General features: G+C 37.7%; 9 protein-coding genes. 6 read left to right on the top strand and 3 right to left on the bottom strand.

What is annotated here, in order from left to right; genetic code table 11:
• The first annotated feature begins 577 nt into the window (after positions 1-577).
• Complete coding sequence (locus tag RMX98_RS32135; RefSeq protein ID WP_409882053.1) at positions 578-4,108, top strand: LamG-like jellyroll fold domain-containing protein; 3,531 nt, start codon at positions 578-580, stop codon at positions 4,106-4,108.
• A 296-nt stretch (positions 4,109-4,404) separates the two neighbouring features.
• Here the strand turns inward: RMX98_RS32135 and RMX98_RS32130 are convergent, their stop codons facing one another.
• Entirely contained in the window at positions 4,405-5,703 is a 1,299-nt protein-coding gene (locus RMX98_RS32130; protein ID WP_409882052.1) for a hypothetical protein, read from the bottom strand.
• 400 nt (positions 5,704-6,103) lie between these two features.
• Positions 6,104-10,663 carry a hypothetical protein gene (locus RMX98_RS32125; RefSeq protein ID WP_409882051.1) on the bottom strand — a complete coding sequence of 1,520 codons (4,560 nt, stop codon included), beginning with the start codon at positions 10,661-10,663 and terminating at the stop codon, positions 6,104-6,106.
• A gap of 929 nt (positions 10,664-11,592) precedes the next feature.
• Between RMX98_RS32125 and gvpA the strand changes: the two genes are divergently transcribed.
• From gvpA to RMX98_RS32100, 5 genes are all read left to right on the top strand, one after another.
• Positions 11,593-11,811 carry a gas vesicle structural protein GvpA gene (gene gvpA, locus RMX98_RS32120; RefSeq protein ID WP_322681236.1) on the top strand — a complete coding sequence of 73 codons (219 nt, stop codon included), beginning with the start codon at positions 11,593-11,595 and terminating at the stop codon, positions 11,809-11,811.
• Between the two features lie 255 nt (positions 11,812-12,066).
• On the top strand, positions 12,067-12,522 hold the full coding sequence (locus RMX98_RS32115; protein WP_322681237.1) for a hypothetical protein: 456 nt from the start codon (positions 12,067-12,069) through the stop codon (positions 12,520-12,522).
• Positions 12,523-12,524: 2 nt separating this feature from the next.
• Complete coding sequence (gene gvpN / locus RMX98_RS32110) at positions 12,525-13,448, top strand: gas vesicle protein GvpN (protein WP_322681238.1); 924 nt, start codon at positions 12,525-12,527, stop codon at positions 13,446-13,448.
• Complete coding sequence (locus RMX98_RS32105; RefSeq protein WP_322681239.1) at positions 13,445-13,633, top strand: hypothetical protein; 189 nt, start codon at positions 13,445-13,447, stop codon at positions 13,631-13,633. Before gvpN ends, RMX98_RS32105 begins: the two co-directional genes overlap by 4 nt.
• Before the next feature lie 123 nt (positions 13,634-13,756).
• Positions 13,757-14,029, top strand: a complete 273-nt coding sequence (locus RMX98_RS32100; RefSeq protein WP_322681240.1) for a hypothetical protein — start codon at positions 13,757-13,759, stop codon at positions 14,027-14,029.
• A 164-nt stretch (positions 14,030-14,193) separates the two neighbouring features.
• Here RMX98_RS32100 and RMX98_RS32095 read toward each other — a convergent pair.
• A partial coding sequence (locus RMX98_RS32095; protein WP_409881803.1) for a transposase occupies positions 14,194-14,512 on the bottom strand: 319 nt, incomplete at its 5' end.

Genomic DNA, 14,512 nt, shown 5'->3' with positions numbered 1-14,512 from the left:
CTAAAGTAAGAGGGAACAGGGTTTTAGCCTAATTTATCTTGAGGTAGTTTGATTTTATCATGCAAACCTACGTAATATTAAATATCCTACTTTTAATACTTTTCCTACTTTTGATACTTTTCCTACTTTTCTTACTTTTAGTCAAAATGTTTAAGGAATTTAAGTAGATTAACGCCAAAAATTGTGGTTAAAATAAAGGAAGTGGCAAGAAGCTAAAGGTAAGAGCAAAGAAGGTTTGAGCCTACTTTATATTTATTTATATAGTTTAGTTTTATCATGCCAACCTACTTAATAAATTAGTTAAAACTAACTAATTTATTATTTTTTTATAAAAGAATAAATATTTGTGTTATTTATTGTATATGTAACCAAGTAAATATCTTATAATGGTTGCAAAATTTTTATCTTTGGTCACACATTTAACCTCTCGCTATTTTTTTATTGTTAAATCTTCAAATTGAAAGTGTAATAGATAAAATCCCTAGCTTGCTAATATTTCTAAAGTATTTCTTATGCTAATTAAGTATTCGTTTACAGTTTTGCACTAGTTCAGATGCAAGTAGGAGCTAACTACACCATGCTAAATCAACAGATAAATTACTTACCCTACTTTCTTAAATTTAACGGACAAAACGACCATATTGTTTTGTCTAAAATGAATGTAGATTATTCACAGGGTTTCACTATAGAAGCATGGGTTTATTACAATAGCTTTAAGTTTTGGTCGCGTATCATTGACTTTGGTAATGGTGTAGACAAAGACAACATCGTATTTGCGAATGAGGCTAACACTAATACACTTATCTTACAGATCAAAAAAATTACAGTAGAAAGAATTAGAGCTAATAACGTCCTCGAAACTGGGAAGTGGATGCACTTAGCAGCAACAGTTGATAGCTCTGGTAATGGTAAACTCTACAAAAACGGTGCAGAAATTCAATCTGGAAAAATTCAACTTCCTGAAAACCTTAACCGAAGTCTTAATTACATCGGCCGGAGTAACTGGACACAAGATGGTTATTTTGACGGACAAATGGCAGAAGTACGTCTGTGGAACCGCGCGCGTTCAGTAGAAGAACTGCAACAAGACTTACACCGACATTTAGAAGGTAAAGAAGCCGGATTGGTACGCTATTGGCCTTTGAATGAGGGAACTGGCAATATTGCCAAGGATAAATGTAATATTATTAATCAAGCAATAATTTATGGAGCTACTTGGCAACAACAACAAACCTTTATTCAAACCGATAGTAATACAAATCTTCCTGCTTATTTTCTTTCCTTTGATGGTATAGACGATCTCGTTGATATCGGCAAAAAACCAGAATTTAAAATCGAAAAAACTCTGACTGTAGAGGCTTGGGTTTATCCTGAACAACAAAAGCAGTGGGCTGGTATCTTTGGCAATATTTTTGATACAGGTTTTACAGAAAGTGGATATGGTTTGTGTCTTGATGGTGTGAGTGGTGTGAATTTTGCTTGCACCCCTGAAAATAAAGGAATCCAGTATCTCAGTAGCGGTAATAAGACATTAACTTTATCTCAATGGCAGCATATTACAGGTACTTACAACGGCCAAGAGATGAAGGTTTATGTTAATGGAGTTCTGAAAGCAACAAAAGCAATCTCGGCTAATACAATTAATTATAATCCTGAAAATAATTTAAGAATAGGTGTTTATCAAGATGATAACGAAGCTTATAATTTTAAAGGCAAGATAGCCGAAGTTAGACTTTGGAATTGTATCCGTTCCGAAGCTGAAATTAAATCTTTTATGTACACCCGCTTAAGAGGAAATGAGCCGGGATTGGTGGGTTATTGGCCTTTAAATGAAGGCTCTACTACCACAGCTAAGGATGTTACAACCCGTAGTAATAACGGCCAAATTACTGGAGCTATTTGGGATTGCCAACTATTCTTTATTAACGAAATACTGGCTCAACCTAAAGCATCTGCGCTTGAACATGGAAATGCCGAACTCGATAATAAAGTCGTTGAATTAGAACAGAAGAATATTGAACAAGATAAACAACTATCAGAACTGAAGCAGAAAAATGCTGAACTCCATAATAAAGTTGCTGAATTGGAAGAAAAAAAAGCTCAACAAGATAAAGAAGTATCAGAACTGAAGCAAAAAAATGCCGAATTCGGTAAGAAAGTTGTTGAATCAGAATACAAGAACGTTGAACAAGACAAACAACTATCGGAACTTCACCAGAAAAATATCGCTCAAGCTCAACAAATTTTTGAGTTAGAACAAAAAAAAGCTCAACAAGATATACAACTAGGTGAACTTCATAAGAAAGTTGTTGAATCTGAACAAAAAAACATTGAACAAGTTAAACAACTATTAGAAATCAAGAAAAAAAGTGCTGAACTCTATAAAAAAGTTGTTGAATCTGAACAAAAGAATGCTCAACAAAATATACAACTATCGGAACTTAAGCAGAAAAATATTGACCTAGGTCAACAAATTGCTGAGTTAGAACAAAAGAATACTCAACAAAATATACAACTAACTGAACTCGATAAGAAAGTTGCTGAATCTGAACAAAAAAATATTGAGCAAGTTAAACAACTATCAAAACTCAAGCAAAAAAATACTCAAATCGAGAAGAAAGCTGCTGAATCAAAACATAAGAATACAGAACTAGACAAACAACTGTCGGAACTTAAGCAGAAAAATATTGACCAAGCTCAACAAATTGCTGAGTTAGAACAAAAGAACGCTCAACAAAATATACAACTAACAGAACTCGATAAGAAAGTTGCTGAATTGGAACAAAACAATGTTGAACAAGATAAACAATTATTAGAACTAAAGCAGAAAAACTCTGAATTAAAACATAAAAATACTGAATTCGTAGAAAAACTGTCGGAATTATCGCCAAAAATTATTGTTATTGATTCAAAAACGGTAATTCCTCAGAATAATTGGCAACAATTACAAAAGCTGCAACCGGCGGATTTAAAGAGCGAATCATACTTTGGTGAAGAAACAGCTTTAAATGGAGAATGGGCGATCGCAGGGGCACGCAAAGCCGATAGAGCCGATATTCAAGATGCTGGGATTGCTTATATTTTCCAATTGCAAAATAAGATGTGGCTACAAAAACAGCAACTCCAGCCTGATGATACTCGTGTGGGCGATCAATTCGGCTCTGCTGTCGCTATGAGTCAACAGTGGGCAATTATTGGCGCACGCAAAGCAGATTATGGAATTATTAAAGATGTTGGTGCTGCATACATTTATCAATTAGCAGATGGAATCTGGCAACAAAAACAGAAACTGCAACCTTCTGATTTAAATGTCAACAGTTCTTTTGGTAAGGGAATTGCTATCAATGGAAACTGGGCAATAATCGGCGCATCTCACGCTAAATCAACAACTATTGAAGATGCAGGCGCAGCTTATGTATTCTATCTAGAAAACGACGTATGGCAGCAAAAACAAAAACTGCAACCACAAGATTTAGGCTTTAATCAATGCTTTGGTAACGTCATTGCTATGACATCAGAATGGGCAATCATCGGCGGTGGCGATCGCTATACTTCTGCCAGCATCAAACGCCCCGGAGGAGCCTATATCTACCACCTAGAAAACGGGGTATGGCAGCAAAAACAAAAACTATATTCACCGCGACCTGGAATTAATGACTTATTTGGTTATTCCGTGGCAATTTCTGGAGAATATGCTTTTGTCGGAGCCGTCAATACCCCGCTCACCAATATTTTGGGTACTGGAAGCGTTTACATCTACAAGTTAATAGAAGGAGTTTGGCAACCACAACAACTATTGCAACCATCCCAACCTAAATATTGTGCCTTCTTTGGGGCAACAGTAGCGATCGCCAATGACATAGCCATAATTGGCTCAACCCGTGCCGATTCCTCCAACATTAAAGCTACTGGTGATGCTCATATCTTCAAACTAGAAAAAGGAGTGTGGCAACTCAAAGAAAAACTTCAACCCACCGATTTACATTATGAAAGCTACTTTGGTTTTTCTACCCCAACAGATAGGGAATGGATTTTTACAACTGCTGCTTGGGCAAATACTTCAACAGCAAAACGAGTCGGTGCAGTTTATGTTTTTGCATCTCGATAATGGGAAGAGGAAGGAAAAATTTTAAAGCTTATTTGCTTTTTGTACTGACTAAAACTTTGTATTTTTATGGTTTTCTTATGACTAAGAACTCAATACTTCTCGGTTAAACGGCAATTCACTTTAGAAGTAGGTTGGATTGAGGAAAGAAACCCAACATTATTATCTCTCTCCCCCTTCTCCTTCCCCTTCTTTTAATATTCGGAACTTAACAACTATGTCAAGATTATTTTTTTAGTTGGAAGTCCCCTATTTCCTCTCTCCAAGAGTAGTTTAGAAATCAAAGTCGTTTTGCGTAGTTATGAACCAGCAATCTGCTCTTGCTGGTTTGAAGCTATCGAGATAGGTCTGAACCGCTCGAAATTTTTGATGTCTACACAGGGCGTATAATCGAGCTTGGTTCTAAGTTCAGCACTGAAGGAAACGAGCTGCTCGGTAAGAACCTGACGGTCGGTTAAGCAACCTTTGATTGCTATGAGTTCTCCCAGAGTCCACTCATAGAGATGTCTATCTGCATCATTCATTATTACAATCAGTTCGTTCTTTGTTCTTATGATTTGGTTGAGAAGCTCATCTAGCTTGACAGCCATCGAATTCGCAATCAGGATGTTAAATGTCTCTTTGCCACCGATTATATCGATCAGTTCATCAACGTACTGCCTAACCAGACTTATAAATGTCTGATTCCAATCGCTGCGGATGCTCTCTATCTTAATATCAATATCTCTGTAGACTTTATTAATCTTATTGTTAATTTCAGTACTGTTAGCAACGATGTTTACAATCTCATTGTTAATTTTAGTGTTGTTGATGACACTGTGGTGTAATCGCTGGTTAATGTATTGGTTTAATTCATCATTATCATTTACAACGTTGTGAGTTATTAATGGGATAGAATTTTGTATCTTTTGCTCAAATATTTGGTCTATTTGCTGAACTATATACTGGTCAATATAATGCTTGAATTCTTGCTTATTAGCAATCTTGCTAATAATAAATCCGACATTATTACTTATCTTTTGCTCAAGGATTTGGTCAACGTAGCGATTGACCTGCTGCTGACGACGTTTCCATAACCACCACACAAGCAAAACCAGAAGTCCCAGCAAGAGCAACCACAGCAGCCATGAAAATGGATTTTTCAAAAGGGAGTCCAACGTACTTGAGTGTACGGCACTATCAAGTAAAGTAGGATTATTTTTCTGGTTTTCTTGACTCTGATTGAAACTGCGAATCGGGTCATCAGGCGAGGATGTCAGATTTCCTGAGTCAATGTTTCTTCCCGAAGGTGATAGATTATTAGGTTTTATATTAGAAGATTCTTGAGGCTGTTTTCCTATTTCATCTGTTTTTTGTACAGGCGAGGATGTCAGATTTCCTGGGTCAATGTTTCTTCCCGAAGGTGATGGATTATTAGGTTTTATATTAGAAGATCCTTGAGGCTGTTTTCCTATCTCTCCTCTAGAGTTTTTTTCACTGTCCAAATTCCTAAGTTGTTCATTGATTACATTAGGTGGTGCATCAGACAAAACGGGGGCTGGGAGCAAGAGAGCCAATAAAATTGATACCCCAACATATGAATATCTTTTTTTTGCCATAAGTAGTATTTTCGACTCACGCAAAGTAATTTTTTATTAACCAGAGGTGCAGATTGAAATATGTTAGGACTTACACATTGACAAAAATCTTCAAATATAAATTTCTATTTTTCTAGTGTAGGGTCGGCAGTGCTTAGTAAAACCTGATTAGCGGAACATAAGTTTAGAACACTACCCACCCTACAAGTTGCGATCGCAAACCTAGTTAGAAGAAAAATAAAAGAGCGATCGCTACATCAAAATTTAGGAAAATATTCCGATCCTTCCCAGGTTTGTTTTGTTCCGTCTTCACCAATGGTGATTTCTTTCACATTTAGATGTTTTATTGGAGTAGAGTGCGTTATTGCATTGCTCTAACGCAACCTCTACCCCATCAATCTTCAGTCAGCTTCAAGTCTAGTTATTTGTTTCCTGGTAACTGCTGCGGTTGCACAGGTGACAATGGTGCAGCATTTACTGAAATAGGTTTGAACGGCTTGAATGTGTTGATGTCTACACAGTTGGTGCTATCCAGCTTGACTCTGAGTTCAGAACTGAAAGTAACTAGCTGCTCAACAAGAGCTTGGCGATCGGTTAAGCAGCCTTTGATTGCCATTAGTTCTCCCAAAGTCCACTCATAGAGATGTCTGTCTGCGTTGTTAATGATCACAGTCAGTTCGTTCCTGATTCTCAAGATTTGGTTGAGAAGCTCGTCCACCTTGATGTTGATTACATTAGCAACCTGGATGTTGAATGATTCTCTGTTGCCTATTATGGCGATCAGTTCATCGACATACTGTGTAACCAGACTCATAAATGTCTGATTCCACTCGTTGCGGACGTTCTCAATCTTGATATCAATATCTCTGTAGACGTTATTAATCTTGTTGTTAATTTCAGTACTGTTGACAACAAAGTTCAGAATCCTGTTGTTAATTTCAGTACTATTGATCACAACGTTCTCAATTTGCTGATGAATTTGAGAATTATCGATCAAGATATTCTGAATCTTCTGAGTTATCCGATCGTTATCAAAGATTTGGTTAATAATGACGTTATTGTTGGTTACATTCTGTTGTAAACGGCGATCAACGTATTGATTCAATATGTCATTATTATTGACAATGTTTTGAGTAATTAACTTGACGTAATTTTGTAGCTTTTGCTCGTAGGTTACATCGATTTGCTTGCTGACATACTGATTAATATCAGTATTGTTATTAACGATGTTTTGAGTAATTAATCTGACAAATGTTTCTCTGCCACCTATTACATTAATCAGTTCATCGACTCGCTGTGTAACCAAACTGATAAATGTCTCATTCCACTCGTTGCGGACATTCTCAATCTTGCTGTTAATTTCAGTGCTGTTGGTAACAAGGTTCACAATACTGTTGTTAACTTGAGTGTTGTTGGTTACGTTTTGCTGTAAGCGTTGGTCAACGTACTGGTTTAATACATCATTATCATTGATAATGTTCTGGGTAATTACTTGAATGTGATTTTGGATCTTTTGCTCAAAAGTATTGTCGATTTCCTGGTTAAAGTACTGTTTAATTTCAGCATTATCATTGGTGATATTCTGAGTAATTAAGCTGATATTGTTGCGGATTTTTTGTTCAAAGCTTTGGTCGATTTGTCCATCCACATGTCGGTCAATGTACTGGTTGAGTTCCGGCTTATTGACGATGTTGTTGATAATTAATTCAACGTTGTTACGTACCTTTTGCTCGAAGGTATTGTCGATTTCCTGGTTGAAGTACTGGCTCAGTTCTGGATTATTGACAAGGTTCTGAGCAATGACGCTGATGTTAGTGCGGATTTTTTGTTCAAAGCTTTGGTCGATTTGCCCATCCACATGTCGGTCAATGTACTGGTTGAGTTCCGGCTTATTGACGATGTTGTTGATAATTAATTCAACGTTGTTACGTACCTTTTGCTCGAAGCTTTGATCTACTTGGCGATCGACATGGCGATCAATATACTGATTGAGTTCTGGCTTATTAACAATGTTGTTGATAATTAATGCAACGTTGTTACGTAATTTTTCCTCTAAGTTTTGGTCGATTTGGCGATCAACATGACGATCGATGTACTGGTTGAGTTCCTGCTTATTGACAATGTTGTTAATAATTAATCCGACATTGTTACGTATCCTTTGCTCAAAAGTCTGGTCTACGTAGTGGCTGATTTGCTGATTAATTTTCTTTGATATCTCAAGGTTGATCTTATCTTCCACAAACTTGTCTAAGTAACCAGACCAGCCTTGCAAATGCTGGTTCAGACTAAATTCCATCTGCTGTATATAAGCATCCATTGAGAATCTGACCTTAGCCACTTCTACAGCCAAATTCTTAAAGTGCTTCTCGTAGTTCTTCAGCAACCAAGTTTCGAGCTGATCCCAATACTTAGCCTCCAGCGTCACATCAGCTTCATCTATCACATTAATAGATGCATCAATCTGCTGTAACTGCTCCTCCCACTTCTTCTTAAACTCGTCTTCATTAAAACGAAAGGTAAAGTCTACCGAGCTGTTCGCGCCTACTGCTTCACGACTCACAGATCCACCTGAGCCTTGAATATTTGTAACAGTTTCGCTCGAGCCGTTCGCACCTACCGCTTCACGACTCACAGAGCCACCTAAGCCTTGAATATTTGTAACAGTTTCGGTTGTACCATTTGTTATGGACTCTGTTGTAATGTTTGTAACAGATCCTGTTGTAACAGTTACCTTATTTTCCTGCTTTTTATACTTCTGGGTCAGTTCAGTTGCACTCACTGGCTCTATTGCCAGAATAATTTGTCCTTCGTTATCTTCTTTGTAGGTGTCAATAAATAAACCTGATAAAGTAGTTTTTTCTTTAACCTCTAAAACTACTTCATCTTTCAGACCATTCAATGATAACCAAGTTTCTTCAACTTCAATACCAGTGATTTTTGTAATAAATTTTCCGCCTTTGGCCCAAATTAAAGCCCAAGGTTCTATGTTAAATTTCTTGTTATCTGACCAATAGCTGGCATTACCTTCACGAATTTTGATCTTATAATTTCCCGGCGTTAATTCAATTAAATTGGAACCAGATTGTTTCAGACTAGATAAGTTTGCTTCATCCAGTACATAACAATTACGTTTGCTGTCTACTGTTAATGTTTGAGAATTGAAAAATGGCTTACTACTAGTAATAGAAAGATTAATAGCTCCGTTGTTATCAGCATTGTTGACATCAAAAAACAAAGCGTTCAGAACTGTTTTCTTTTTGACTTCTAACTTCAGATTATCATTATATCCATTTAAAGTTGTCCAGGTTGCACCTACTTCAAAACCTGTGTTTTTGTTGATAAATGTACTACCATCAGCCCCATATATCCACAGTAAAACAAAAGGTTCACCTTCTGTTTTACTCTGGGCATAGCTGTAGCGACCACCACTAATTTTGATATCAAAAGTACCTTTCTCGAAAGTAAAGGAAGTTGCAACATTTTGTTGCAGATTATTCATTTGCTCGGGGGTGATAACGTAACAATTGTTTTTAGTATCGATGGTTAAAAGACTCATGTTTTCTTCCTTGATAACTTTAATTTCTTGAGATTTTGTCTCTTGGGATTTTCCGTTTGAGTTTACTTCTGAAGTGATTTTTGTTACTACTGCCGTAGCTGGTTCATAAATAGTGATGCCTGCCCAACGACCGATGGGATCGGTTATGGCAACTAAAGTTCCAATACCCGTGGTAGTATCAATACGGATTAATTGACCGTCTTTACCTAACTTAAAGAAGTTGCCAGTTACGCCATAGAGAATATCACCAACAAACTCCATACTTGCAATATCGGCAAAGCCAATATCGCCAAGAATTTTGACTTCACCTGTATCGAGATTGCAGCTTGCTAATACTTTCTTCTTGTCGTAACCAATTAAGGTGATATAAGCTTTGCCATCAACATCAAAGGCAACTTCACCACAGTTGTAGTTTTTATCAGCTACTGTTACTACTGGTGTACCTTTACCTGTTTCAAGATTAATAGTAATCAGTTGTTTAGTAGTTGTGGCGTAAAGGGTATGACACTGGCGATTATATGTTAAACCAGATGTAGCAAAACCAATATCACCAACTACAGTAGCATCACCTGAATTGAGATCAATTTTAACTAGTCTGGTCTTATTCTTGTCTCGATCGAGTCCATATAGTTGAGAACCGACAAAAGCAATGTCAGAAACTTCTGTCACTATCTCACTAATAAAGGTAGCTTTACCTGTAACTAAATCTAGGGTATAAAGTTTGCTTAATTCATTAGAGACACAATCTTGAATATAAACTGCTCCTGGTTTGAGCTTAATTGTTTTAGATGTGCGACTACCACAGATAACTTTTTCTAAAACTGCACTAAAACCACTGATAGCGTCTTTATCTGTAAAAGATTGTCCACCTGTTGAGGTTGCAACTCTGCTGTATTCGGTTTTGATACCTTCTTGATGCTTGCTTTTAGACGTTCCAAAATAGGTGTGAACGGTAACTTCTGCTGTTTTGGCTTTTTGGATAGCCAAATCAGCCGCCGTAATATCCTTTTGCTCTGTTTTATCTCCACCGCCTTCGAGTGCTTCATCGCCGAGATAAAAGATCGCTCGTGCTGCACCTTCGCGCCAATCAAAGTATTCTGAGATATCTTCAATGGCACGAGCTGCATCTTCTTGTGCTCCTGCGGACTTTAGTTCTCCTCTTTTTCTACCCCGAAGTTTGGATTCAGATACCTTAGACTTTTGAGTAACATAACCTCTGATAGTTTGGTCAAAATTTGTCCCTTTCCAAATACCTTCTATCCCTAACCAAACTACTCTTAATTCTGTTGGGCAATTAGATTTAGCAGATGCGATCGCACTCATAGCAGCATCACTTAGAGCCTGCGCTTCATCTTTCATCGAAGGACTAGTATCGATGACGATAACCAAATCAACAGTAGGTATAGAGCTTACTTGTTTATTCATGCTTTTTTCCCTTTTTTTCTTATGGATAAAATCGAAGAATTTCATATTTGCAAAGCTTTATGAATTTCAATGTGTAAAAGAGCAAAACCCAAATAGTAGGCAAAATTTTTTGGAATGAAGTTGTGCAAATAGTTAATTCATCTATTTATTCAAGCACTTTCACTTCAAATCGAACAAGTTGCTAGCAATAAAATGAACATATCATACTCTATGAGAAAAAGATATTAAATCTTATCTATCTTGAGAAATATATTAAAAATTATTCATCTTAAAAACTGGAAATTTTCAAAAATATATAAGTAGGTATGCCTGAAATATTGTAATTAAAATTAAGAAATAAAGAAGGGCTGAAAAGCAGTTATGAAAGGAGTTTCAGCCTATTTCATCTTGATTTAGATAGTTTGGTTTTATCATGCCAACCTAGTTAATCTTAAATATATTATTTTCTTACTTTTCTTACTTTTCCTACTTTTCTTACTTTTCCTACTTTTCTTACTTTTCAATTTAATAAAATTATTACAGCTTATCTGATGATCTCGCTTTGGCAGAACAACTACAGAACCCAGAGGAAATTTTAGCAATTCCAATAAATAAAATATTGTTGTAGTAAATTAGATGTATAATTGTAATTTACGAGCCTTAAGAGTCAGTGGGCAAGAAAATTTTATTTTTTGGATCTTTTTTAAGAAATTTCAGTTGTTAAAATGGATGAGGTTTAAGTAAAAAAAAATTACATTGTGATTTGGAATTATTTACGCAATAATAACTACGAGTAATAAACACTGCTCAATTTGTAAATATCTGAAGAAAAACCTGCCATTAAATCTGGTAAAACTTCTTGCCAGATAAAACTGAGGTATGTTTTGTAGACTACCTCAGCAACAGGTTTTTAAAGGATTTGATTGATCAAAATTATGGAGTAATCTATCATGGCCGTTGAAAAAGTGAACTCGTCTTCGAGTTTAGCAGAGGTAATCGATCGTATTCTTGATAAGGGTGTTGTCATTGATTTATGGGTACGGGTATCCTTAGTTGGGATCGAACTCCTAGCAATAGAAGCACGGATAGTAATTGCATCAGTAGAAACATATTTAAAATATGCTGAAGCTGTTGGTTTGACTGCTCAAGCTGCTGTACCAGCTGCTTAAATCAGGTTATTGCCCTTTTGATATACCCTTAGCTAATCTGCCTGTTGCCAAACCACAGTAGCAGGCATTTTCAGCAATACCGCTCAAAAGTAATAGTTAGAAGCTAATTTGTGATTTTGGTGTTGCTAAATAGATGTAGAGACTAGCAAATGCAACGTCTCTACAAGGATTTTAAAATAACGCAAAATTATTTTTCATACCGCAATCAGCAACGCCGTGATTTTTTATGTAGTACAACGGAAAGGAGTTTAAGTTGTGTCTCTTAGAGAACAATGGTACGCTGCACGGCAGCAACGCGAACAAGAAGTTCGTTTACGTCAACAACATGTGCTGGAAACTCGTCAGCAATTTCAGGCAGAAATGGCAGCTTTGCATCAGTATCAACGAGCTTGGCTGGAAGAGTTTTGCCAAAACTTAGCGGCTCAAACAGCAGAATTTCTGCATAATACCACTGCCGATCGCGCTGCTATGTCTGCTGTCATGCGCGAATCGTTAAATAACTTCCATACTACCTTGCAAGCCGAGGTGGCTGCCTTTTTGGAAGAAACGCGATCGCAGCAACAGCAAACTTGGACAGAACAAGCTCAAGAACGAGCCGCTTTTGTCGCTGCTTTGCAAGATTACGTTTGGGGAACAGCACCCTCATTTGACAATCTCCAAGCAAACGCTCTAACTCCCGGAGTAAACTCCAGTAATCTTGATTGGAGATAATTGTGGCTACAGTTCTCCAAGTTAACTCACAAAATTTCATCGAAACGCCGAAAGTTAATCATTTGACGAAGCGTGCTTTACGTTATCTACACACAGGCTTTTCCATTCACCTACGCGGCCCTGCTGGTACAGGTAAAACCACATTAGCAGTACATCTAGCGAATATGCTAGAGCGTCCTATTTTATTAGTGTTTGGAGATGATGAATATAAATCCTCCGATTTAATCGGCAATCAACGGGGTTACAGCCGTAAGAAGGTTATAGATAACTACATTCATAACGTCGTCAAGATGGAGGATGAATTACGTGAATCCTGGGTTGATTCACGCCTAACTACAGCTTGCCGCGAAGGTTTCACCCTTATTTATGATGAATTTAATCGTTCTCGTCCTGAGGTGAATAACGTCTTGCTTTCGGCGTTGGAGGAAAAGCTGTTAGTATTGCCAGCAGCTGCTAATCGCCAGGAATATATTCGCGTTCATCCTGAGTTTCGGGCAATCTTTACCTCCAATCCAGAGGAGTATTGCGGGGTACACGGCACGCAAGATGCACTCATGGATCGTTTAGTAACGATAGATATTCCCGAACCAGACGAAACAACCCAACTGGAGATAGTTGTCCAAAAAGCAGGGTTGGCTCGTAAGGATGCGCTAAGTGTTGTCCATTTAGTCAAGCAGTTTCAAGAGCGGACAAAAAATGACAAGGCTTCCGGTTTGCGGGCTTGTTTAATTGTCGCTAAAGTCTGTAACAACCAGAATGTTCCTATCAATGTCAATAGCGACGACTTTCAAGATATCTGTAAGGATGTCTTGCTTTCTCGTTCTAAACTCCCTTTAAGTGAGTCAAAGTTGATTTTAGAGGAACTGTTTCAAGAACTAACAGCAGTAGGCAAATTGATTGCTAAACGTCGGGAGGTAAAGCGGTGATCCAGATTCGCACCATGCGCCAAATTCGCACAGGTGCAATGATTTCTAATTTTCGGGCTTGCCAAACCTTAAGCGGTTTGGATTTATCTAGTAGCGATCGCGCTCGTGCTATTGGTGCTACAGCAAAAATGCTAGCTAGTGAAGCCCGTAGGCAATGGTTAATCAAGCAATGGAAACGGCTGTAGAAGGAAGGGGAAGAGGTAGAGGGAAAAAACTGTATTTAAATTAGCTTGTTTCCCCCATCTCCTCTGCTCCCTATCCCCTTCCGCCTTCCGCCTTCCCCTTCCCCTTTTTTGAGGTTTCTAATCATGGCAGATCTTTCTAACGTTCCTTCGCATTTACTGGCTCACGAACATTATCGCCAGATGTTGGTGCGGGATGGTGAACGACGCTTTCAAGAATGGCACAGCGAGTATCTCAGATATCAACGCAAGTTTCTTAAGGATCAAGAAAATCGGATTAAAGAACTTGAGAATTTGCGGAAGGATATCCATGTAGATCATAAACGTCGTTCTCAGGAAGCACACCAAGAATTTTTGCAATATCAGAACAAGTTCCTTAACGAGATGCGGCGTTATTGAAGGAGAAGGGGAAGGGAGGTAACAACTGTCAGTAGACCGAAAAGTTTTGCGATCGCTAAAAAATAATAGTGTGCGATACCGTTTTTTGGGGAATGTGACAAAGCTGATTGCCCAAGCTCAGTGATAAGATTAGCTTATTTATAAGCTCCAAAAAACAACCAAAATTAGCCAGATGGTAAACAAACTTCGCAGGCTACACCATAGTTGCGGTCTACGGCTTGACGTAAAAATTCGGCGTTGCATAATAGAGGGATGAATTGTAAAATTTGGTTCCAGACTCCGGTTTTTTGCCATCGATAAAACCTTGTGGCTACAGTCTGCCACTTTCCATAACCTTCTGGCATGTCTCGCCACGGTGCCCTGGTTCTCAGTATCCAAAGAATGCCATTCACAACTGTGCGGTGGTCATTAGACCTCTTGCAAAAGTCCCAGATGCGTGGGACAAGTAGGTTAGAGTTGGGTAGCATTGATGACCTACGAAGA

The organism is Nostoc sp. DedQUE02, from assembly GCF_034531035.1.
In the GTDB taxonomy this organism is placed as follows: domain Bacteria; phylum Cyanobacteriota; class Cyanobacteriia; order Cyanobacteriales; family Nostocaceae; genus Nostoc.
This window is presented reverse-complemented; position numbering and strand designations above follow the sequence as displayed.